The sequence below is a fragment of the Cupriavidus necator N-1 genome, assembly GCF_000219215.1.
Classification (GTDB): domain Bacteria; phylum Pseudomonadota; class Gammaproteobacteria; order Burkholderiales; family Burkholderiaceae; genus Cupriavidus; species Cupriavidus necator.
This window is the reverse complement of the sequence record NC_015723.1, coordinates 1,060,999-1,081,831: the sequence shown is the minus strand read 5'-3', so window position 1 is coordinate 1,081,831 and position 20,833 is coordinate 1,060,999. Positions and strand designations below refer to the sequence as shown.

Here is a 20,833-nt window from a genome sequence, read left to right as displayed (position 1 = left end):
AGAGCCATACCAGCCAGCCGGACCCGGCCCGGAGGCGCCTGCAGGCAGGCTTCGCCGCGCCGCCATCGCTCTGTGCAACGCAGCATCGCGGCACGGGTGTCCCGGATTGCCACACCCTGGCAAGTGTTTTGCTTCATGACGCAACACTGTCGACCATGTGCCTGGCGAAGGCGCCGACAGCGACCCGCGCAAAGATCGCGGGCGGACTTTCCACAGGAGACAGAGAAATGACCTTCCAGCCGGAACCGGCCCGCCCCGCGGCGGGCGCCCCGGGTGACACGAGGCAGCCCGAGCGCGACGAACTGATTGCCCAGGCCCACCAGCGTTCCGAGTCCTATGGCCTGCGTCCCTATGAATCGCCCGACTTCTGCCCGGTGCTGCAGAGCGAGCTGAAAACGCGGATCGAGCGTAGCCAGTCACTGTTCGCCTATGCGCTGCCGGTGATGGAAACGCTCTACGACCAGATCGTGAATACGCAGAGCATGGTCATCCTGACCGACGCCGATGGCCTGATCCTGCACTCGATGGGCGATGACGACTTTCTGGCCCGGGCCAACCAGGTCGCGCTGCGCCCGGGCGCGGAGTGGTCGGAAGCGCGCCGCGGCACCAACGCCATCGGCACGGCCCTGGCCGAGAACCGGGCCACGCTGGTACACGGCGCCGACCACTTCCTGGAGGCCAACCAGTTCCTGACCTGCTCGTGCATGACCATCCTCGACCCTTACGGCAAGACCGTGGGGGCGCTGGATGTGACCGGCGACCAGCGCGGTTTCCACAAGCACACCATGGCGCTGGTGCGGATGTCGGCGCAGATGATCGAGAACCAGCTGTTCGGCAACGCCTTCCGCGACATGGTGTGCATCCGCTTCCATTCGCGCGCGGAGTTCCTGGGCACGCTGGTGGAGGGCATTGTCTCCTTCACGCCCGGCGGGCGTTTCCTGTCAGCCAACCGCAGCGGGCAGTTCCAGCTTGGCCTGTCCAATGGCGCCCTGCATGCGCACACCTTTTCCTCGCTGTTCGGGCTGTCGATGTCGCAGCTGTTCGACGCGGTGCGCGCGGCCCATGCGGGCATCGTCCAACTGCACCTGCCCAGCGGCGTCAAGGTCAGCGCCCGGGTCGAATGGAAGTCACCCGCCGCATCGCTGCCAGGCAACACCGATGCCGGCCACGCAGCCCCGCCCGGCACGGCCGCCGCACCGCGCAGCCTGGCCGCAGGCCCGGCCCGCTCGCCCGGGCTGGACGACCTGGACACGGGCGACGCGCAGATCCGCGCGGTCATCGGCAAGCTGCGCAAGGTCATCGGCAAGGATATTCCGGTGATGGTGCTGGGCGAGACCGGCACCGGCAAGGAACTGATGGCGCGCGCCATCCACGCCGACAGCCCGCGCCATGCCGGGCCGTTCATTGCCGTGAACTGCGCCTCCATCCCGGAAAACCTGATCGAGTCCGAGCTGTTCGGCTATGAAGAAGGCGCCTTCACCGGCGCCCGCAAGAAGGGCGGCATCGGCAAGATGCTGCTGGCCAACGGCGGGACGCTGTTCCTGGACGAGATCGGCGACATGCCGCTGCATCTGCAAGGACGGCTGCTGCGCGCGCTGCAGGAACGCGCGGTGTCGCCGCTGGGCAGCAGCAAGGTCATCCATGTCGACGTCTCGGTGGTGTGCGCCACCAACCGCAACCTGCGTGATCTGGTCGCCAACGGCCAGTTCCGCGAAGACCTCTACTACCGCCTCAACGGGCTGGTGGTGCGGCTGCCGGCCCTGCGCGAGCGCGGCGACCTCGACGCGGTGGCCGCCAGGCTGCTGCGCCAGGAGCAGGCGGGTGTGCAACCCGGCGAGCCGCCCCGCATCCGCGAGTCGGTGATGGAGATGTTCCGCCGCTACCACTGGCCGGGCAATATCCGCCAGCTGTGCAACCTGCTGCGCACCGCGCGGCTGATGGCTGAAGGCGAAGCCGAGATCACCGAAGACCACCTGCCCGACGACTTCCTCGATGACCTGCGCGAGCGCCAGGGGCATGCGGCGGTGCCCGCGGCCCATATGCTGCCGGGCGCGCAGCCCACGCGGCTGGCCGATGTCGAGGCCATGGCCATTGTCGCCACGGTCAAGGCGCACAACGGGAATATCTCTGCGGCGGCCAAGGCGCTGGGGATCTCGCGCAATACGGTCTACCGGAAAATGGAAGAGGCCCGCGGGCTGCCCCACCAGGCCGGCTGATCCCGGCCACGCACCAGGGCAGCCGCGCGCTCAGGCCAGCGGTTCGCCCTGCATCCACTGGTCTTCCAGCTCGCGCCAGGCGCGCTGCACGTTCAGCGGGTGGCGCGACTGGAAATGGCGCCAATGCCGGAACGGTTGCGCCGCCACGGCGTCGCTGGCGCGTGAGGCATCGCTGCCCGCGGCCAGCGCGGCGCCGATTCCGTCCGCCAGCGCATCCAGGTAGGCCAGCGTCGGCGCCAGCGTCTGGGCGGGCGTGCCCGGCGCGGTGCCCACCACCGTGCGCGCCGGCAGCTCCTGCAGCCGCCGCAGCGCACGGCGCCACCCCTGCAGGGAGGCCTCCTGCATCTCCGGCACGCGCTCGCGGTAAGCCAGGCCGCCCGCACACAGCAGCTGCAGCCGCGGCGCGTAGAGCACCGTATCCGAGGCACTGTGCGCGTTCGCGTAAACCTGCACCTGCCAGGCGGTAGCGCCGGTGTGCAGCCAGCCATCGGGCTGCAGCGCGGGCTCCGGCAGCACGATCGCGGCGCCGCGCATGGCACCGTTCCCGAGCAGCGTGGCCATGCGGGCCAGGCAGGCCGCGCAGCGTTGCCGCATCAGCGCAGCCGTGGCGGCGGAGGCCAGGAACACGGGCCGGGGCCGCAGCCGTGCGAACGCGGCATTGGCCAGCACGTTCTCCGGGTGGGCGTGCGTATTGACCACCCAACGCACGGGCTGCGACGTCAGCGCCCGGATGGCGCCGAGCAGCGCACCGCCCCACGTCGCCTGCGGCCCGGGGTCCACCACCAGCACGCCCGCACCGCTCAGATGGACCAGGGTCGGCACCACTTCGGCGGCGTTGGCGCGCGCCACTTCGGCATTGCCGGCGCGGGCCACGTACACGCCTGGCTGCAGCCGCTCCAGCGTGACCCGCGTGCCGGCAGCGGCCGCCGGGCGCCAGCCGTTCATGGCCAGCGCAAGCGTGGCGCCAAGAAAGCCGCGCCGCGTCGTGGGCATCACCGCTGCCAGCCAGCGGCGCGGATCGCGGCCACCAGCGCGTCGCGCATGAGCCCGGCCGCCAGGTGTCCGCCGTCCACCCAGGCCAGCCTTGCGCCCGGCATGGCGGCCTGCAGGCGCAGCGCGTTGGCAGGACGGCAGACCTTGTCGGCGCGGCCATGCAGCAGCGTCACCGGCAGGCCATGCGCGCCGATGACCCGCGCCGCCCTGAGCAAGGCCGGCTTGCCCAGTCCGGCCCGGTTGCGCAGGTAGTGCGCCTGGATGCGGTATTTGTTCACCGCGGCCATGCGCTCACGCCGCGGCTGCCGGCGCGTAGGCGACGCAGGGGAAAGACCCAGCAACGCCTGTTCGCTCGCCTGCCACGCCGCGGCAGTGTCCCGTTTTTGAACAGGCGTACCACTTTGCAACAGCCGTGACACAGTGAGCAGCCGCGCGCGCGCATCGGGCAAGCGCTCGCCCCATGCCTTGACGCAATGCAGCATGCGGCGGCCCCCATGGCGCGGTGAAAACAGCGCGAGCACATCGTCGCGGCCAGTCAGGAAGGTGCCGCGCAGGACCACCGCCGCCACGGCGTGCGGGCATTGCGCCGCGTACGCCAGGGCAAGTGCCGCCCCCCATGATCCGCCCACCACGCCCCAGCGCTCGATGCCCAGCGCGCGGCGCAGCTGCTCCAGGTCGGCCAGCAGCGCGCCCACGGTATTGCGGCGCAGGCAGCCAGCCGGCCTGGAGCGGCCGGCGCCGCGCTGATCCGGCATCACCACGCGGTGCCGCCGCGGGTCGAACCATTGCGCCATGGCGGCAGAGCAGCCGCTGCCCGGCCCGCCATGCAGCACCAGCCACGGCTCGCCGTCCGCGGTGCCGGCCAGCCGCACATGCACGCGCTGGGCGTCGGGCGTACGCAGGTAGAAGGTGGTGGTCGTGCCGGAAAAGCCGGCGGATATCGTGGATGCGTCGGGCATGGATGTTGCCTTGAGGGAATGCGGCAGTCGGGCGGCAGCCAGGCGCCGCGGCAAGACGATATTCACTAACCATGCCACCCAAGGAGAGAGACATGCGCTGGACCACCCCCGCCTACACCGAGCTGCGGCTTGGCTTTGAAATCACGATGTACATCGCCAACCGCTGAACGTGCCGCGGCGCCTGCGACCGGCGGTGCGCCGACAGGCAAGCCGCGGACCGCAAGCACAACCAACGCAGGCAGGCGCCAGGGCTGGCGCCTGCTCCGTGAAGCCATGACCCAACACCAAGCGCTCACGCCATGACAAGCATCCGGGTACTGGGGTCTGCCGCCGGCGGCGGCTTTCCGCAGTGGAACTGCAACTGCCACAACTGCGACGGCGTGCGCCGCGGCACGTTGCGCGCCACGCCGCGCACGCAATCCTCGATCGCGCTGACGGGCGACGGGCCTGATGCCATCCTGGTCAATGCCTCGCCCGATATCCTGCAGCAGCTGCGCCAGGCGCCCGCGCTGCAGCCCGCGCGCGCGCCGCGCGACACCGCCATCGCCGCGGTCGTGCTGATGGATGCGCAGATCGACCACATCACCGGCCTGCTGATGCTGCGCGAACACCGCCAGGCGCTGCCGGTCTATGCCACGGCCGCCGTCCTCGACGACCTGGGCGCGGCCTTCCCGCTGACGCGCATCCTGTCGCACTACTGCGGCCTGCAGACGCACGCCCTGCCCTGCGACGGCACCGCGTTTTCAGTCCCGCCGCTGGACGGCATGACACTGACGGCGATACCGCTGGAGAGCAAGGCCCCGCCCTACTCGCCCAACCGCCACGCGCCGCGCGCGGGCGACAACATCGGCCTGCGCATCGAAGACCGCCGCAGCGGCCGTCGCGCCTTCTACGCGCCCGGCCTGGGCCGCATCGACGACCACGTCTTTGCGGAGCTGCACAGCGCCGACATCGTGCTGATCGACGGCACCTTCTGGCGCGACGACGAGATGCAGGCGCCGGGCTTCTCCGGCAAGAGCGCCGCCGACATGGGCCACCTGGCCCTGTCCGGACCCGGCGGCATGATCGAGGTCCTGGGGCGGCTGCCCGCCAGCCGCAAGATCCTTATCCATATCAACAATACCAACCCGGTGCTGGTGGAAGACTCGCCCGAGCGCGCAGAGCTGGCGCGGCACGGCATTGAGGTGGCGTACGACGGCATGGAAATCGCACTATGACATCTGCCATTCCCTCCAACTCCCTCATCGCCTGGACCGAGGCCGAGTTCGAGGCCCGCCTGCGCGCCATGGAAAGCGGCTACCACATCCACCATCCCTTCAACCAGCGCATGGCGGCGGGCCAGTGTTCGCCAGCGCAGATCCGCGCATGGGTGGCCAACCGCTTCTACTACCAGGACAACATCCCGCTGAAGGACGCCGCCATCCTGTCCAACTGCCCCGAGCGCGACACCCGCCGCGAGTGGGTGGTGCGCATCCTTGACCACGACGGCACCGACACCCAACCCGGCGGCATCGAGGCCTGGCTGCGCCTGGGCCAGGCGGTGGGCCTGGAGCGCGAAGCGCTGCTGAGCCACCGGCACGTGCTGCCCGGGGTGCGCTTTGCCGTCGATGCCTACGTCAACTTTGCGCGCCGCGCGCCGTGGCAGGAAGCCGTGTGCTCGTCGCTGACGGAGATGTTCGCGCCCGCAATCCACAAGGAACGCCTGGCCGGCTGGCCCACGCATTACCCGTGGATCGAGGCCGCCGGGCTGGACTACTTCCGCTCTCGCATTCCGCTCGCGCAGCGCGACGTGGACCATGGCCTTCGCGTGACGCTGGGCCACTTCCGCAGCGCGGCGCAACAGCAGCGCGCCCTCGACATCCTGCAGTTCAAGCTCGACGTGCTCTGGTCGATGCTCGACGCCATCCAGCAAGCCAACCCATGACAGCCAGCACGCAAGACCTCGCCAGACCGACCCTGCACCGGACCTTTCGCCTGCAATGGGAAGCGTCCCAGCAAAGCTGGGTGCTGCTGTACCCGGAAGGCATGGTCACCCTCAACGACAGCGCCGCCGCGATCCTGCAGCGCTGCGACGGCAGCCACACGCTGGACATGCTGATCGACGACCTGCAGGCCGCGTTTGGCGTGCAGGGCATCGCCCCGGAGGTACATGCCTTTGTCAAACATGCCATCGAACGCGGCTGGCTGGTCTGAGGTCCCGCCCGGCCCGCCGCTGTGGCTGCTGGCCGAGCTGACCTACCGCTGCCCGCTGCATTGCGCCTTCTGCTCCAACCCGGTGGACTATGCCCGGCATACGGCCGAGCTGAGCACCGCGCAATGGTGCGATGTGTTCAGCCAGGCGCGGGCGCTGGGCGCGGTGCAGCTCGGGCTGTCCGGCGGCGAGCCGCTGCTGCGCAAGGACCTGGAGATACTGGTCAGGCATGCGCATGGCCTGGGCTTCTACACCAACCTCATCACCTCCGGCGTGGGCCTGACCGACGCCCGCCTTGCCGCCCTGCGCGAAGCCGGCCTGGACCATATCCAGCTGTCGTTCCAGGACTCCACCCGCGAGCTCAACGACTTCCTGTCCAGCACCCGCACGTTTGACCTGAAGCAGCGCGTGGCGCGCATGATCAAGGCGCACGGCTACCCGATGGTGATGAACTGCGTGCTGCACCGGCATAACCTGCCGCATGTCGGCACCATCATCGAGATGGCCCTGCAGATGGGCGCCGAATACCTGGAACTGGCCAACACGCAGTACTACGGCTGGGCCTGGGAGAACCGGCTGGCGCTGCTGCCCACCTATGAGCAGCTGCGCGAGGCCGAGGCCGTGGTCCGGCAGTCCCGCGCGCGCATCGGCAGGCAATGCCAGATCCTGTTCGTCGTGCCTGACTACTTCGAGGCTCGGCCCAAGAAGTGCATGAACGGCTGGGGTACCACCTTCCTTGGCGTGGCGCCCGACGGCACCGCGCTGCCCTGCCACGCGGCGCGCATGCTGCCCGGCCTGGCGCTGCCCAATGTCACCACGCAGGGGCTGCGCGAGATCTGGACCGAAAGCGATGCTTTCCGCCGTTTCCGCGGCACGCAGTGGATGCAGGAACCCTGCCGTTCGTGCGACCAGCGCGAGCAGGACTACGGCGGCTGCCGCTGCCAGGCGTTCCTTGTCACCGGCGACGCCGCCGCGACAGACCCGGTGTGCGAGCGCTCCGGCGCGCACGACAAGGTCAGCGAGATCGTGCTGCAGGGCCGGCTGGCCGTGGCGCAGGCGCGCGAACAAGCGATGGTATTTCGCAGCGATGGCAACTCGCTGCGGCTGAGCAGCGGCCAGCGGTAAGAAAGAAAAGACCCCGGCATGGCAGGCGCCAGCCGGGGTACCTTGCCGGCAAGCCGGCATCGTCAAGACAGTCGCCGGCCTCAGCGGAGGTGTCAGGAATTCTGTGTGCTGAGGTCGGTTAAATAAATCTCAGCGTAGGGCGTTGGTGAAGCGGTCACCGAAGAGAATGGCGAACTGGTTGGCCGCTTGTTTCCAGGTGATGGGCGGCATCTTCCAATCTTTCTCGATGTTGCGCAAGGCCAGGTACAGCAGCTTGCTGGCGGCTTCGTCGCTGGGGAAGTGGCCTCGGTTCTTGACGATCTTGCGCAACTGCATGTGCATGCTCTCGATGGCATTAGTGGTGTAGATGATTCTGCGCACTTCCGGCGGATAGGCGAAGAACGGGATGACCTGCTCCCATTGCCGCCGCCACATGTCGGCCACCGTCGGGAATTTGCGGCCCCAGTCGCTGCCGGCAAAGGCATCCAGCGCAGTCGCAGCGGCATCGGCCGTGGCAGCCTGGTAAATCGGCTTGAGCGCGGTCGCCAGGCCCTTGCGATCCTTCCAGCTCGCCAGGTTGAGCGAGTTGCGGATCAGGTGGACGATGCAGGTCTGGATTTGCGCGGCCGGGTAGACGGCCTCGATGGCCTGGGGGAAGCCGCGCAGGCCATCGACCACGGCGACCAGGATGTCGTCCAGGCCGCGGTTTTTCAGCTCGTTGAAGACCTTGAGCCAGAACTTGGCGCCTTCGGTCTGCTCGATCCACAGGCCGAGGACTTCCTTGCGCCCATCGGCGCGGATGCCCAGCGCGAGGTACACCGCCTTGTTCCTGACGGTGCCTTCGTCGCGGATCTTCAGGCGCAGCGCGTCGAAGTAGACAATGGGGTACATCGCCTCCAGCGGGCGCTGCTGCCATTGGTCGACCTCGGCCAGCACTTCGTCGGTGATGGTGGAAATCAGGTCAGGCGAGACCTGCAGCCCATACAGTTCCTGCAAATGGCCCTGAATCTCACGCACGCTCATCCCGCGTGCATACATGCTGATTACGTGGTCGTCGAAGCCGGACAGCCGGCGTTGGTACTTGGCGACCAGTTGCGGCTCGAAGGTGGCTTGCCGGTCGCGCGGAATGTCCAGTTCCAGCTCGCCGTTGGGCGTGATGACGGTCTTTGCACTGCTGCCGTTGCGGTGATTGCCGCTCTTGCCTTGCTTGGCCTCGCTGGCCAGATGGTGCGTCAGTTCGGCGGCAAGCATACGCTCGGCCAACTGCTTCTTGAGCAGGCCGGCCAAGCCTGATTCACCGAGAATCGACTCGGCGTCCTTGTTCTGTACCTGAGCCAGCAGTTGATCGATCAACTCATCCGGAAACAGCTTCGGCGCGCTCGATTTCTTTCTCTTCTTGGTCATGCTTGTTGTTTCGGTCATAAGGCGTTTCTTTCGATATCGTCTCATGACCTCAACACACAAGAAATCTGACAGGCTCGCCTCAGCTGGCACTCAACACCCACTCCGCCAGCTTCTTCGCGTCATCCTCGCCAAGGCTGCCATGCGGCGGCATCGGAATCCGCCCCCACACGCCCTTGCCGCCTTCGCGGATCTTCTTTGCCAGCCGCTCCGCCGCCTGGCTGTCGCCCTTGTACTTGGCGGCCACCTCGGCAAACCCCGGCCCCACCAGCTTTGACTGCATGCCATGGCAGGAAAAGCAGCCGCTCTTGTCGGCCAGGGCCTGCATGTCGGCGGCCGTGCCGGCCAGTGCCGCGCCCGGCAGCAGCGCCGAAACCACCGCCAGCGCCATCCATTCCTTCTTCATACCTGTGTCCCTCTTCGTCCCATTTCGACCCGTTTCGTCCTGTTGCAACCGCGCCCGGCGCACGCCGCGCACCCATGATGCGATGCGCGCGTGCGCCGGACCGTGTCACCTCCCGCCGGCTCAACTCTTGTGCAGCTTGAACACCCACACCGAGCCGCCCTGCTCCAGGAAGTTCACGCGCTTGGCCACCTCGCCGCCCCACAGCGGCACCGCACCGCCCCAGCCGGACACCACCGCCACGTACTGCTCGCCGTTCTCTTCCCAAGTGACCGGGGGCGCCACCACGCCGCTGCCGGTCTGGAACTGCCACAGCTCCTTGCCGGTCCTGGCGTCGGCCGCCTTCAGGTAGCCTTCCGGCGTGCCCCAGAACACCAGCCCGCCGGCGGTGGTCATCACCCCGCCCCACAGCGGCGCGCTGTTCTTGACCTCCCACATGATCTTGCCGGTCTTGGGGTTGATGGCCCGCAACGTGCCGATATAGTCCTCGTTCAGCGGACGGATGGTGAAGCCCGCGCCCAGGAAGGCAGCACCCTTCTTGTAGCTGATGGGCTCGTTCCAGATATCCATGCCCCACTCGTTGGCGGGCACGTAGAACAGGCCGGTCTGCGGGCTGTAAGCCATCGGCTGCTGGTTCTTGCCGCCAAGGAAGCCCGGCGCGGCAAACACGGACTTGCCCTTCTTCTCGTCGCTGCCGGCGGCGGGGTCGCCGGGACGGCCTTCGGCGATGTAGTTGGGGCGGCCGCTCTTCAGGTCGATGCCGGTGGCCCAGGTGATCTTCTTGACGAAGGGGAAGGCGTTGACCAGCTTGCCGCTGGCCGCGTCGTTGACGTAGAAGAAGCCATTGCGGTCAGCCTTGCCGCCCATGCGCTTGCCGTCCAGGTCGAAGGTCACGAACTCATTGACGCCATCGAAATCCCAGCCGTCGTTCGGGGTGTTCTGGTAGTGCCAGACGATCTTGCCGGTGGCGGGATCCAGCGCCACCGTCGAGGCCGAGTAGAGGTTGTCGCCCTTGCGGATATGGCTGTTCCACGGGCCCGGATTGCCGGTGCCGAAGTACACCAGCCCGGTGGCCGGATCATAGGTGCCGCCCAGCCAGGTGGCGGCGCCGCCGGTCTTCCAGGTCTCGCCCGGCCAGCTTGCGTTGGCGGTGCCGGTCACGCCGTTCTCGGTCTTGTTGCCGTCCTTGTCGTACTTGTAGCCCATATGGCCTTCCACCACCGGCCGCGACCACACCAGCTGCCCGGTTTTGGCATCGCGCGCCTCGACCCGGCCCACCACGCCGAACTCGCCGCCCGAGATGCCGGTCAGCACCATGCCCTTGACGATCATGGGCGCCGCCGTGTACGAATAGCCGGCAGCGTAGTCTTCCAGCTTCTCCTTCCACACCACCTTGCCGGTCTTCTGGTCCAGCGCCACCAGCTGCGCATCGAGCGTGCCGAAGATCACCAGGTTGTCGTAGAGTGCCGCACCGCGGTTCACCACGTCGCAGCACGGCATGATGCCTTCGGGCAGCCGGTGCTCATACTTCCAGAGCTTGCGCCCGGTCTTCAGGTCCAGCGCATAGATGCGCGAATACGAGGCCGTCACGAACATCTTGCCGTCATGGATCAGCGGCTGCGATTCCTGCCCGCGCTGCTTCTCGCCGCCAAACGAGAACGACCACGCCGGCACCAGCTGCCCGACGTTCTTCGTATTGATGCGCGACAGCGTGGAATAGCGCTGGCCTTGCGGGCCCATGCCCCACGACAACACATCGCCGGGGCTCTTTGCGTCGTTCTCGATCATGGCATCGGTCACTGCCGCCTGCGCGGCCAGACTGGCCGCGGCAGCCGCAACCGCCATCACTACTCGTAACGTCCTCATTGCCATCTCCTCTCTTGTTTTGGGTTTCCCTGGTGCGCCACTGCGCCACACACCAGACATGCCTTTGGCAATTCCCATGCCAGTCGCATCCCCGCACCAGCACGCCGGTTGCGGCCCCGCTGCGTGATGGCAGCCGTGCCAGCGCGCAACACTGCGTTGCAGCTGCTCCAGAATTGAACAGCCCGCCACGGCTGGCCGGCGTCAGTGCCCAAGCGCGGCTTCCTCGCGCGCCGGGTAGAGATGGCCGACGTTGTGCAGGTACTCCGCGGGCATCGCGGCCCAGTGCGCGTAGGGCTGCGGCACCGGCATCGCCATGACCTCGGCCAGGTCCCGCCCCTGCGCCGCGGCCTCGCGCAGGCGCGTATCCAGCCATTGCAGGTAACCGCGCGTCTGCGCGATGGCCTCTGCGCCGCCGCCGGCCGCAGGCACTGGCCCGTGGCTGGGGACCAGCACGCGCGCCCCGCTGTCGGCCAGCAGCGCCTGCAGCCGGTCCAGGCTGGCCAGCCAGCGGCCGATATCCGCGTGCGGCGTGGTCGGAATGCGTTGCCGGAACACCAGTCCGCCGGCAAAGACCACGCCCGCGCTGTGGTCCAGCACCACCAGGTCGTCGCCGGTATGGCCGTCCAGGCGCACGAGCTCCAGCGTATGGCGCCCGATCGTGCGGCGGCCCGGCGCCAGCGCGTGGGCAGCCGGCACGGACTCGGTGCCGCGCATCCAGTCGCCGCACAGGCGGTAGAGGTTGTCGGCATAAGCGGCGCCCTCGCGCCGCGCCCCGTCGATGGTGCCGGCCAGGGCGCTGCCGCGCACATCGGCATAGGCCTGGTTGCCGAAGAAATAGTCTGGATGCAGGTTCAGGTTCAGCACCAGCCGCACCGGGGCGGCCGTGACCGATGCAATCGCCTTGCGCTGCTGCTCGCCATACAGCCGCGACGGGCCGGTGTTGATGACCACCACGCCGTCGCCGGTGTCGATAAACGCCGTATTGATGATGTTGCAGCCGTTGCCGGGCGCGAAGTCGGCATTGGCGCCTTCCAGCAGCCACACGCCCGCGGCGATCTCGCGCGGGGCCAGGCGGTAGTCAGGAGGCTGCAGCGCGGCCTGCTGGGCGAGTGCCGGCGGCACGGGCTGGCCCGCCAGGCATAGCAGCAACCACAGTAGCAATCGTCGCTTCATGGGGACACCCGCGCCGCGATGCGGTTGCCGTTGTTGTCGTGGCCGGCCACCGTCATGCCCGGCGGCACGGCATCGCGCAGGTCGAAGGAGAAGATCGGATTCTCGGCAACCGGCTCATGCAGCGTCAGTCGCAGCAGCGGCTGCCGGGCCGCGTCATTCAGGACCAGGGTCTCGATATGGAACGCCGGGATGCCTGCCGCCAGGCCGGTATCCATCGGATGCATCACGCGCAGCCGCACGCGTGCCGCGGCCCCGCCGAAGCCCGGGAACACGCGCGCGTCCACGCGGTTGAGCGTGCGGCTCCAGCTGCCGTCGCGGCGCGTGGCGCCGGGCACCGTGCAGCCCCCGCCGCCGGCATCGACCAGCACGCTGCCGACATGCCAGGTGCCATCGCGCGTGCGCGCCGCCACCCGCACCGGCGATGCCTGTTCCAGCTTGAAGCGGAACGACAGCGACGGGCGCACCCGCAGCGGTTCGAACGCCAGCACCTCGCGGATCGGGTTGCGGTCCACCGCCACCACGATGCGATCCACTTCGCCCAGCGCCGAGGCATCGAAGGCGATCGGCACGCGCATGGGGTCTTCCGCAAACGCCGGCCCGGTCACCCTGACGCGGCTGTCGAACACCACCGGGCCAGTCTGCAGCAGCTCCTTCTGGATCCAGGCCCATTGCGGCGACTGCAGCGGATCGCTGTGCGCGATGACGGCGTCCGCTGCCCCGGCAGCCGGTACCGCCGGACTGGCCATGCCCAGTGCGGCCGCCATCAGCAGGACCATGCCCCGCGTCCGGCGCCTCATGCCTGCTGCCCCCGGCGCGCCATGCCGCGCTGCGGGTCGTAGCCCTGCAGCGCCAGCGCGAAGAACACCACCGCGCTGCCCGCCACCACCGCCAGGCTCAGCGGTGCCACCTGCCCGTACAGCGCAAAGCGGATCGCCTCGACCGCGTGGGTGAAGGGATTGAAGCGGGCCAGCTGGTACACCAGCTCCGCGCCCGACTCCTGCAGCTTCCACAGCGGATACAGCGCCGAGCTGATGAAGAACATCGGGAAGATCACGAAGTTCATGGTGCCGGCAAAGTTCTCGAGCTGGCGCACATGGACCGACAGCAGCAGGCCCAGCGCGCCCAGCATCAGCGCGGCCAGCGCCATGGCGCCCGTCGCCGCCAGCAGGTGCAGGGACTCGAAGCGGATGCCGAAGGCCATCGCCACCAGCAGGAACGCGGCCATCTGCAGCAGCGACAGCACCGTGCCCGCCGCCAGCTTGCAACCCAGCAGCCAGCCCCGCGGCAGCGGCGCGGTCAGCAGCAGCCGCATCACGCCCATCTCGCGGTCGTACACCATGGCCAGCGACGACTGCATGCCGTTGAACAGCGCGATCATGCCCAGCAGTCCGGGCGCCACGTAGATCTTGTATTCGATGTAGGTGTCATAGGGCGGCGCAATGGCGACGCCCAGCGCGTTCTGGAAGCCCGCGGCAAACACGAGCAGCCACAGCAGCGGGCGCACCAGCGACGACAGCAGGCGCCCGGGCTGGCGCAGGTACTTGCGCAGCTCGCGCCCGCAAACCGCGCGCAGCGCGCGCCAGCGATGGATCAGGATGGAGGCCATGGGTGCGCTACGCGGATGGGGTCCGGCACGCCGTGTCGGCTTCATCGGCGCCCAGGGTGTCGAGGTTGTTCTTCGGATGCAGCACGCCTTCCACCGGGGCCATGCCGACCACGCCGTCAGGGTGAGCCAGCAACACCGGCTGGCGCAGCTGGCGGTCCCAGCGGCGGAACGACAGTGGCGGCCCCTTGAAGCCGTCCACCACCACCTGCCCGGCGGCAAGCGCCTGCGCCTGTCCGGCAAACCCGGCCCTGGGCAGGCGCGCCACGCTCTCGGCGATGGCCTTGACCGCCACCCATGCAGCCCAGTCGTAGCCGGTCATCGGACGGCCCGCCGCCCGCATGAAGCGCCGGTTGAGCTGCGGCCCGCCATTGCGCTCCCAGGCCCAGTGCCACGCCTGCGCGCCCAGCCCGCTGGCGCCCACCACCGGGCGCGGCAGCAGCGTGGCGTAGGGCACGCCGCGGGCGAACTCGCCGTCGGCATCGGCCACCACCACCACGTCATAGTCCACGCCGCCGGTCAGCAGGCCGAGGTTGGCCTGGTCGCGCTCACGCGGGTCGTTGGACAGCCTGAAGGTGCGCTGCCCCGACCAGGCAATGCCAAAGCGCCGCGCCGACATCACCAGCGCATCGCGCTGCGCCGCATCGGCCGCGGACGGGCCGCTCAGCAGCAGGGCGCGGCGCCATTTGCGCAACACCAGGTACTGCATCAGCGCATCCGCGCGCATGCGCAGGCTGGGCAGCGTGTGCAGCAGCACCGGCGCGCAGCCGGCGCCGCGCAACGCGTCGTCATCGGCGGACACGTTGAACAACAAGGCCTCGCCCGGCCTGACCGCGCCCGCGGCCGCCCTGACCGACGCCGACGGCAGGTCCAGCAGGATATAGCGCGTGCCCTGCCGCGCCAGCGCAGCGACCAGCGGGGCCACCTCGGCGCCGGTGCGGGCTTCCTGGGCTTCCAGCCTGAGCGACTGGCCCGCGGCCTCGAGCGCCACGCGCGCTTCCGCGGCCGCCACCTGGGCGCCGTCGAGCGCACGGCCCTGCGGCTGGCCGGGATAGCGCTGCGCCAGGCGCCGGGGCGCATAGCGCGCGTCGTCGGCCTGCGACACGACCGCCACGCGCACCTCGGCAGCGTGCACCGCGGCAGGCAGCCACGCCAACGCCATGGCGCCCAACCCGGCACGCCACCACTGCCACCACGCACGCGAGCGCTCAGTCATCGATCGCCACCGAATGCGGCACCCGGCCCGCCTTGAGCGTGGCCACCGCCTTGCGGCTGGCGGTGTCCACCACGCTGACATCGTCGGACAGGCCGTTGGCGACATAAAGCCGCGCGTTGTCGCGGCTCAGCGCCAGCCCCCATGCGCGGCGGCCGACCAGCACATAGTCCTGCACCCGGCGCGACGCCACCTCGACCACCGCGACATGGTTGGCGCGGCCCAGCCCGATATAGGCGCGCGTGCCGTCGCCGCTGGCCGCCATGCCCACCGGGGTCACGTCCTCGGCGCGAAAGCCCCGGGGCGCGAAGGCGATGGTCTGGGCCACCTCGAAGGTATCGGTGCGGATCACGCTGACGCTGGCCGAGAGCTCGTTGGACACCCACAGCTCCTTGCCGCCGCGCACCAGCAGCAGCCGCCGCGGCCGGTTGCCGACCTGGATATTGCGGATCACCTTGCGCGAGGCCACGTCGATGACATGGACCAGGTTGGCCACCTCCGAGGTCACGTACACATGCCTGCCGTCGGCGCTGACCCTGACGCCCTCCGGCTCCTCGCCCACCCTAAGCGCGAACACGCGCTTGCCCGAAGCCGTGTCGTAGGCCGACAGCAGCCCGTCCTCTTCATTCGAGACATAGAGCGTGCGGCCGTCCTGGCTGAGATCGAACAACTCCGGATCGTCCCCCACCGGCAGCGATGCCACGGTCTTGCGGCTGGCCACATCGACCACATCCACCCGGTTGTCGTCGCTGCAGGCCACGTACAGGCGCGTGCGGTCGGGCGACAGCTGCAGGTGGCGCGGGCGCTTGCACTGCCGCCATACCGCGACCAGCTGCCGGCTGCGGGCATCGAAGACGGCGAGGGCATCGTCCTTCTCGCTCGAGACGAAGACCTGGTTGGTAGCCTGGCCGACGGGGGGCGCGGCGCCGCCCTGCGCGCCTTCGGCCAGGCCGGCGGCAACCAGCAGCGTCGTAACCAGCAGCAAGGTAAAGGCAAACCAGACGGGGGATGGCATCTTGTTCATGCGGGTACGCGCCTCGCAGCCGGGTCAGTGACAGGGGCCGGCGGCGTCATGGCCAGGAAGGCGCCCTCCAGGGTGTCGCACGCCGCAGCGCCGCGCAGTGCGGCCGGGGTGCCGTCGAAACGCACGGTGCCGCGGTCCAGCACGATCACGCGGTCGGCGTGCTCCACCTCCTGCACCAGGTGGGTGGCCCACAGCACGCCGGCCTGCGCCCGCGCCGTCAGCCGCCGGGCATCGGCCACCAGCTGCGCGCGCGAGGCCGGGTCCAGCCCCACCGTCGGCTCGTCCAGCAGCAGCATGGCCGGTTCATGCAGCAGCGCGCGCGCCAGTTCCACCTTGCGCCGGTTGCCGCCAGAAAGCTCGCGCACCGGTGCGCGCGCACGCGCCGCCAGCCCGAAGTCATCGAGCAGCCGGGCGATGCGCTGCGCCGCCACTCGGCGCGGCAGCCCGTGCAGGTCCGCGTGAAAGCGCAGGTTGGCCAGCACCGGCAGGTCCAGGTCGATGGCCGGCTGCTGGAACACGATGCCCAGCCGTGCCAGCGCACGCACCGGATCGCGCCGCATGTCGCTGCCCATGACCGTGACCTGCCCCGCATCGGCCACGAACAGGCCGCTGAGGATCTGGAACAGCGTGGTCTTGCCCGCCCCGTTGGGCCCGAGCAGTGCCACGAACTCGCCGCGCCGCACGCTGAGCGAGACCCCGTCCAGGGCCGCGCGGCTGCCGAACGCCTTGCGCACGGCGTCGCAGCACAGCGCCGGTGGTGCCTGCATGGCCATCACAGCTGCCCCCCGGGCCGCGCGGTGCCCACGCGCCCGGCAAAGGTCCGCTCGGTCTCCCACGCATGGCGCAGGAAGGCATCGTATTGCGCGGTATTCAGGTAAGTCAGTTCCTGGTCGTACCTGGCCAGTTCCGCAAGGTGGCGCGGCTGCTGCATCGCGGCGCGGAACGCGTCATGCAGGCGGCCGACGATTGCCGGATCGGTGCCGCGCGGCACGCCGATGCCGTAGGGCGAGTTATGGACCGCATCGGCAAAGCCCAGCTCGCTTACCGTCGGCACCTCAGGCCAGCGCGGTGAGCGCTGCGCGCTGAACACGGCCAGCAGGCGCAGCTTGCCGATCTCAACGAAGGGCGCGAAGCCGGTGGAATTGACCCCCGCCATCAGCGAACCGTTGGCCACCGCCAGCATCTGGTCAGCGGTGCCGTGATACGGCACGTGGATATAGCGCACGCCGCTGCGCCCGAGCACGTCCTCCATCGCCAGATGGGCGGTGGTGCCGATGCCGGTGGAACCCACGGTCAGCTCGCCCGGATGCGCGCGGCCCCAGGCAATCAGGTCGCGCAGCGAGCGCAACGGGCTGTCTGTGGGCACCACGATGCCGAAGGTGTAGCCCGAGATCATCAGCACCGGCTGGATGTCGCGCAGCGGCTGCCAGGCGGTCTTCTGCTGATGCGGGAAGCGATACACCGTCAGCGGCAGCTGGCCGATGGTGTAGCCGTCCGGCCGCGCCGCGGCAAGCAAGCCACCCACCAGCGTGCCGCCGGCGCCCGGCCGGTTCTCCACCACGATCGGCTGCCCCAGCTCACGCCCGGCCAGCTCCGCCAGGATGCGCATGGAGATATCGGTGGCGCCGCCCGCTGGCCATGGCACCACCAGCGTGATCGGCCGCGACGGATACCCGTGCGCGCCCTCGGCCAGCGCGGCGCCCGCATGGACCAGGCCGAGGCACGGCAACATCAGGCAGGCAAGGCAGCGACCGAGGCGGCGGAACATGGCTGGGCACCAGGCAGAGTGTTGATGCGGGTGAACAGAGCAAGGCCGATACCATGTGCAGCGCAGCATGGGGCCGCGCTCCATGCCAGGCGTTGCCTGGCCGTGCCGGACGCACTCCCGGACGCTGCGGCCAGGCCGTGCCTTGTGCGGTGCGCCGCGCACGACTGTCCCATGGTGGAGCACCGGCCCGCTGCTTGTGCCCGCGGCTGTCCTGTTTTGTGACAGGCACCGGCGCAAGGCGGGTTGGCCAGCGCGTCCCTCGGGCCTCTCGCCGCGCAAGTCCCGAACTCCCGATGCACGGTATGAAACCTGCTCAGCTCCGGGCAAGCGCTACCCAATGCAGGTATCGCACCGCTTATCCGGAGGAGACGGAACATGCCAGCCCAACCCCCGCCCCGCACCGCCAGGGCAGGCGCCGCGCGACACCGTGGCTTGCCGCGGCAGGGCCAGCCGCGGCGCCGCCACCGCGATTGCCGTGGCGGTCGCCCTGATGGCCCAGCGGCCCGCTGTTGCGCAGCAGGACACCCCTGTCCCAAACCAGGACAGCGCCATGCTGCCGGAAGTCCTGGTGGTGGCCGCCGCGCCGCTGCCGGGCATCGGCGTGGACAGCGACCTGGTGCCCTACACCGTGCAGACCGCGCGCGGCGATGACCTGGACCGGTCGCGCGCCGGCAACCTGGCCGAGTACCTGTCCCGCAACCTGGCCGGCGTCAACGTCAACGACATCCAGGGCAGCCCGTTCCAGACCGACATCACCTACCGCGGCTTCCGTGCCTCGTCCATTCCGGGCGTGCCGCAGGGCCTGTCGGTCTACCTGGACGGCATCCGCGTCAACGAGCCCTTCGGCGACGTGGTCAGTTGGGACATGATCCCGGAAGCCGCGCTGGCGAGCGTGTCGCTGGTATCCAGTGCCAACCCGGCCTACGGCCTCAATACCCTGGGCGGCGCGCTGGCCATGACCACCCGTTCCGGGCTGGACTCGCCCGGCTTCACGGCCGACCTGTCCTACGGCAGCGGCGCCCGCAAGCGCGCCGACCTGTCCGGCGGCGTGCGCAGCGACGGCGGCTGGCACGCATTCGCGGCCGGCACCCTGTTCCAGGAATATGGCTGGCGCGACCAGTCGGGCGGCCGGCTTGGCAACGTCTTCGCCAAGGCTGGCTATGCGGGCGACACTGACAGCTGGGACGTGTCCGTGCTGCACGGCCGCAGCACGCTGACCGGCAACGGGCTGGTGCCCAGCTTCCGCGCCAGCGGCAACGGCACGCTGCCAGACCTCTACCAGGCCAACCGCCGCGCCGTGTACACCTACCCCGACCAGACCCGCAACCAGTTGACCCAGGTCGCCGTCAACGGCCGCCACTGGTTCGACGACAAGACCAGCGCCGCGGCGCTGGCCTATGTGCGCACCAGCCGCCGCGACACCACCAACGGCGATGTCAACCCCGCCTACGAGGCCTATGCCGAAGACTGCGAGGACGGCTTTGCGCCCGACGGCAGCCCGCGCGGCGACGCCTGCGGCATGACCCGGGCCGAAGGCGCCGGGCTGCATCCCGCCGTGATCAACACCACCCATATGTGGCAGCAGACCGTCGGCATGGCGCTGAGCATGGCCAGGGAGACCGACCACCACCTGCTCAACGCCGGCCTGACCCTGGACCGCAGCCGCCTGACCTACTCGCAGTACGCCCAGCCCGGCACCTTCACCGACGACCGCGGCGCGGTGGCCGACCCGGACGCCCCCAACGCCCTGTTCTCCGGCGTCGGCGGCAGCTCGCGCATGCTCGGCCTGTACCTGTCCGACACCTGGTCGCTGACCCCCAGCACCTTCCTGACCGCTTCGGCCAGGTGGAACCACGTCGCGGTAAGCAACACCCTGCGCAACAGCGACGGCAGCGAACAGCCGCGCGAGAGCTTTACCTACCGCCGCCTCAACCCGGCGCTGGGGCTCTCGCAGAAGCTGGGCGGCGGCGTCACCGTGTTCGGCGGCTACGCCCAGAACAACCGCGTCCCCACCGTCCTCGAACTCGGCTGCGCCGACCCGACGCGGCCCTGCCGCCTGCCGGCCGGCCTGCAGGCCGACCCCTACCTGAAGCAGGTGGTCTCCCACTCCTATGAAGCAGGCGTGCGCTGGCACCGCGGCAAGGACACCGAAGTCACCGCGTCGCTCTACCGCGTCGACAATCACGACGACATCCTCTTCCTGCGCGCGCCGAACACCCAGCTCGGCTATTTCGCCAACTTCGACCGCACCCGCAACCAGGGCCTGGACCTCACCGCCCGCCAGCGCGTGGGCGATGTCACGCTGCGGCTTGCCTACAGCTATCTCCAGGCCACCTACCAGGCCGCCGGCCAGCTTGCCGCCGGCGAGCGCACCATCGACATCCGGCCCGGCATGCGCATGGCTGGCCTGCCCCGCCATACGCTCAAGCTGGGCCTCGACTGGCAGGCACTGGCCGGCCTGACGCTTGGCGCCGACCTGGTGGCGGTGTCAAGCACCGTCTCCAGCGGCAACGAAGACGGCCTGCGCAGCGACCCGCAACCGGGCGTGCCGCCGAAGACCGCTGACTGGCATGTGCCCGGCTACGCCACCCTCAACCTGCGCGCGGCGTACAAGGTGAACAAGCGGTTTGAGATCTATGCGCGCGTGGCCAATGTCTTTGACCGGCGCTACGAGACCTATGGCCAGATCGCGAATGATGTGTTCCCCGGCGGCAGCCTGGTGCGCCCGCACGTGGCACCGGGGGATGCCGCCAGCGCGCTGTTCGTGGCACCGGGCGCGCCGCGGAGCTTCTGGCTGGGGGTGGTGTTCCGGATGTAGCAAGCCACGCAGGTTCCGCTGAGCAATGCGACGCGGGCCGGCACGCAATGAGAACCTGTCGGCCCGCAACCGGGGCGCGCTACTATTCGCCTGACACGGCG

19 protein-coding genes are annotated in these 20,833 nt (G+C 69.4%); 7 read left to right on the top strand and 12 right to left on the bottom strand.

Annotation, left to right across the window (positions count from 1 at the left end; translation table 11 throughout):
- Positions 1-227: 227 nt before the first annotated feature.
- The gene (locus CNE_RS23070) at positions 228-2,216 is read left to right on the top strand and encodes a sigma-54-dependent Fis family transcriptional regulator (protein WP_013952692.1); all 1,989 of its coding nucleotides are present in this window, start codon (positions 228-230) and stop codon (positions 2,214-2,216) included.
- Positions 2,217-2,246: 30 nt separating this feature from the next.
- Here CNE_RS23070 and CNE_RS23065 read toward each other — a convergent pair whose 3' ends face one another.
- Together CNE_RS23065 and CNE_RS23060 are read right to left on the bottom strand one after the other, a co-directional pair.
- Positions 2,247-3,209, bottom strand: a complete 963-nt coding sequence (locus CNE_RS23065; RefSeq protein WP_013952691.1) for an MBL fold metallo-hydrolase — start codon at positions 3,207-3,209, stop codon at positions 2,247-2,249.
- Entirely contained in the window at positions 3,209-4,168 is a 960-nt protein-coding gene (locus tag CNE_RS23060) for an alpha/beta fold hydrolase (protein WP_041228603.1), read from the bottom strand. Before CNE_RS23060 ends, CNE_RS23065 begins: the two co-directional genes overlap by 1 nt.
- Before the next feature lie 92 nt (positions 4,169-4,260).
- Between CNE_RS23060 and pqqA the strand changes: the two genes are divergently transcribed.
- The 5 genes from pqqA to pqqE all read left to right on the top strand — a co-directional run bounded on the left by pqqA (position 4,261) and on the right by pqqE (position 7,484).
- Positions 4,261-4,335: a pyrroloquinoline quinone precursor peptide PqqA gene (gene pqqA, locus CNE_RS23055; RefSeq protein ID WP_010809778.1), complete on the top strand. Its 75-nt coding sequence runs from the start codon at positions 4,261-4,263 to the stop codon at positions 4,333-4,335.
- A gap of 132 nt (positions 4,336-4,467) precedes the next feature.
- The gene (gene pqqB / locus CNE_RS23050; RefSeq protein ID WP_013952689.1) at positions 4,468-5,385 is read left to right on the top strand and encodes a pyrroloquinoline quinone biosynthesis protein PqqB; all 918 of its coding nucleotides are present in this window, start codon (positions 4,468-4,470) and stop codon (positions 5,383-5,385) included.
- Entirely contained in the window at positions 5,382-6,092 is a 711-nt protein-coding gene (gene pqqC / locus CNE_RS23045) for a pyrroloquinoline-quinone synthase PqqC (protein WP_013952688.1), read from the top strand. The genes pqqB and pqqC overlap by 4 nt, the downstream gene beginning before the upstream one ends.
- Positions 6,089-6,361: a pyrroloquinoline quinone biosynthesis peptide chaperone PqqD gene (gene pqqD, locus CNE_RS23040; RefSeq protein WP_010809775.1), complete on the top strand. Its 273-nt coding sequence runs from the start codon at positions 6,089-6,091 to the stop codon at positions 6,359-6,361. The genes pqqC and pqqD overlap by 4 nt, the downstream gene beginning before the upstream one ends.
- Entirely contained in the window at positions 6,333-7,484 is a 1,152-nt protein-coding gene (gene pqqE, locus CNE_RS23035) for a pyrroloquinoline quinone biosynthesis protein PqqE (protein WP_193351095.1), read from the top strand. Before pqqD ends, pqqE begins: the two co-directional genes overlap by 29 nt.
- A gap of 129 nt (positions 7,485-7,613) precedes the next feature.
- On the opposite strand, the gene CNE_RS23030 is transcribed toward pqqE, so the two are convergent.
- The 10 genes from CNE_RS23030 to CNE_RS22985 all read right to left on the bottom strand — a co-directional run bounded on the left by CNE_RS23030 (position 7,614) and on the right by CNE_RS22985 (position 17,914).
- Positions 7,614-8,867 carry an IS256 family transposase gene (locus CNE_RS23030; RefSeq protein WP_148271584.1) on the bottom strand — a complete coding sequence of 418 codons (1,254 nt, stop codon included), beginning with the start codon at positions 8,865-8,867 and terminating at the stop codon, positions 7,614-7,616.
- Between the two features lie 79 nt (positions 8,868-8,946).
- Positions 8,947-9,270 (bottom strand): c-type cytochrome, encoded by a 324-nt coding sequence (locus CNE_RS23025; protein WP_013952685.1) that lies wholly within the window; start codon positions 9,268-9,270, stop codon positions 8,947-8,949.
- A 120-nt stretch (positions 9,271-9,390) separates the two neighbouring features.
- Positions 9,391-11,133 (bottom strand): PQQ-dependent methanol/ethanol family dehydrogenase, encoded by a 1,743-nt coding sequence (locus CNE_RS23020; RefSeq protein ID WP_013952684.1) that lies wholly within the window; start codon positions 11,131-11,133, stop codon positions 9,391-9,393.
- 201 nt (positions 11,134-11,334) lie between these two features.
- A complete protein-coding gene (locus CNE_RS23015; protein ID WP_013952683.1) occupies positions 11,335-12,306 on the bottom strand; it encodes a quinoprotein relay system zinc metallohydrolase 1 in 972 nt (323 codons plus the stop codon).
- Complete coding sequence (locus CNE_RS23010) at positions 12,303-13,082, bottom strand: quinoprotein dehydrogenase-associated SoxYZ-like carrier (protein WP_148271653.1); 780 nt, start codon at positions 13,080-13,082, stop codon at positions 12,303-12,305. Before CNE_RS23010 ends, CNE_RS23015 begins: the two co-directional genes overlap by 4 nt.
- Positions 13,083-13,099: 17 nt before the next feature.
- Positions 13,100-13,912 carry an ABC transporter permease gene (locus CNE_RS23005; protein WP_013952681.1) on the bottom strand — a complete coding sequence of 271 codons (813 nt, stop codon included), beginning with the start codon at positions 13,910-13,912 and terminating at the stop codon, positions 13,100-13,102.
- A gap of 7 nt (positions 13,913-13,919) precedes the next feature.
- Complete coding sequence (locus CNE_RS23000; protein WP_041228602.1) at positions 13,920-15,125, bottom strand: type 1 periplasmic-binding domain-containing protein; 1,206 nt, start codon at positions 15,123-15,125, stop codon at positions 13,920-13,922.
- Complete coding sequence (locus CNE_RS22995; protein ID WP_013952679.1) at positions 15,118-16,146, bottom strand: PQQ-dependent catabolism-associated beta-propeller protein; 1,029 nt, start codon at positions 16,144-16,146, stop codon at positions 15,118-15,120. The genes CNE_RS23000 and CNE_RS22995 overlap by 8 nt, the downstream gene beginning before the upstream one ends.
- A complete protein-coding gene (locus tag CNE_RS22990) occupies positions 16,143-16,919 on the bottom strand; it encodes an ABC transporter ATP-binding protein (protein WP_013952678.1) in 777 nt (258 codons plus the stop codon). The genes CNE_RS22995 and CNE_RS22990 overlap by 4 nt, the downstream gene beginning before the upstream one ends.
- Entirely contained in the window at positions 16,919-17,914 is a 996-nt protein-coding gene (locus tag CNE_RS22985; protein WP_041228601.1) for a tripartite tricarboxylate transporter substrate binding protein, read from the bottom strand. The genes CNE_RS22990 and CNE_RS22985 overlap by 1 nt, the downstream gene beginning before the upstream one ends.
- Positions 17,915-18,251: 337 nt before the next feature.
- On the opposite strand from CNE_RS22985, the gene CNE_RS22980 reads away from it, so the two are divergent.
- The gene (locus CNE_RS22980) at positions 18,252-20,732 is read left to right on the top strand and encodes a TonB-dependent receptor (protein ID WP_148271652.1); all 2,481 of its coding nucleotides are present in this window, start codon (positions 18,252-18,254) and stop codon (positions 20,730-20,732) included.
- Positions 20,733-20,833: the final 101 nt, after the last annotated feature.

Bases quoted from the DNA above. Each gene is read 5' to 3' on its own strand.
- CNE_RS23070 (WP_013952692.1), top strand. From the start codon at position 228: ATGACCTTCCAGCCGGAACCGGCCCGCCCCGCGGCGGGCGCCCCGGGT.
- CNE_RS23065 (WP_013952691.1), bottom strand. From the start codon at position 3,209: ATGCCCACGACGCGGCGCGGCTTTCTTGGCGCCACGCTTGCGCTGGCC.
- CNE_RS23060 (WP_041228603.1), bottom strand. From the start codon at position 4,168: ATGCCCGACGCATCCACGATATCCGCCGGCTTTTCCGGCACGACCACC.
- pqqB (WP_013952689.1), top strand. From the start codon at position 4,468: ATGACAAGCATCCGGGTACTGGGGTCTGCCGCCGGCGGCGGCTTTCCG.
- pqqC (WP_013952688.1), top strand. From the start codon at position 5,382: ATGACATCTGCCATTCCCTCCAACTCCCTCATCGCCTGGACCGAGGCC.
- pqqD (WP_010809775.1), top strand. From the start codon at position 6,089: ATGACAGCCAGCACGCAAGACCTCGCCAGACCGACCCTGCACCGGACC.
- pqqE (WP_193351095.1), top strand. From the start codon at position 6,333: ATGCCATCGAACGCGGCTGGCTGGTCTGAGGTCCCGCCCGGCCCGCCG.
- CNE_RS23030 (WP_148271584.1), bottom strand. From the start codon at position 8,867: ATGACCAAGAAGAGAAAGAAATCGAGCGCGCCGAAGCTGTTTCCGGAT.
- CNE_RS23025 (WP_013952685.1), bottom strand. From the start codon at position 9,270: ATGAAGAAGGAATGGATGGCGCTGGCGGTGGTTTCGGCGCTGCTGCCG.
- CNE_RS23020 (WP_013952684.1), bottom strand. From the start codon at position 11,133: ATGAGGACGTTACGAGTAGTGATGGCGGTTGCGGCTGCCGCGGCCAGT.
- CNE_RS23015 (WP_013952683.1), bottom strand. From the start codon at position 12,306: ATGAAGCGACGATTGCTACTGTGGTTGCTGCTATGCCTGGCGGGCCAG.
- CNE_RS23010 (WP_148271653.1), bottom strand. From the start codon at position 13,082: ATGGTCCTGCTGATGGCGGCCGCACTGGGCATGGCCAGTCCGGCGGTA.
- CNE_RS23005 (WP_013952681.1), bottom strand. From the start codon at position 13,912: ATGGCCTCCATCCTGATCCATCGCTGGCGCGCGCTGCGCGCGGTTTGC.
- CNE_RS23000 (WP_041228602.1), bottom strand. From the start codon at position 15,125: ATGACTGAGCGCTCGCGTGCGTGGTGGCAGTGGTGGCGTGCCGGGTTG.
- CNE_RS22995 (WP_013952679.1), bottom strand. From the start codon at position 16,146: ATGAACAAGATGCCATCCCCCGTCTGGTTTGCCTTTACCTTGCTGCTG.
- CNE_RS22990 (WP_013952678.1), bottom strand. From the start codon at position 16,919: ATGGCCATGCAGGCACCACCGGCGCTGTGCTGCGACGCCGTGCGCAAG.
- CNE_RS22985 (WP_041228601.1), bottom strand. From the start codon at position 17,914: ATGTTCCGCCGCCTCGGTCGCTGCCTTGCCTGCCTGATGTTGCCGTGC.
- CNE_RS22980 (WP_148271652.1), top strand. From the start codon at position 18,252: ATGCAGGTATCGCACCGCTTATCCGGAGGAGACGGAACATGCCAGCCC.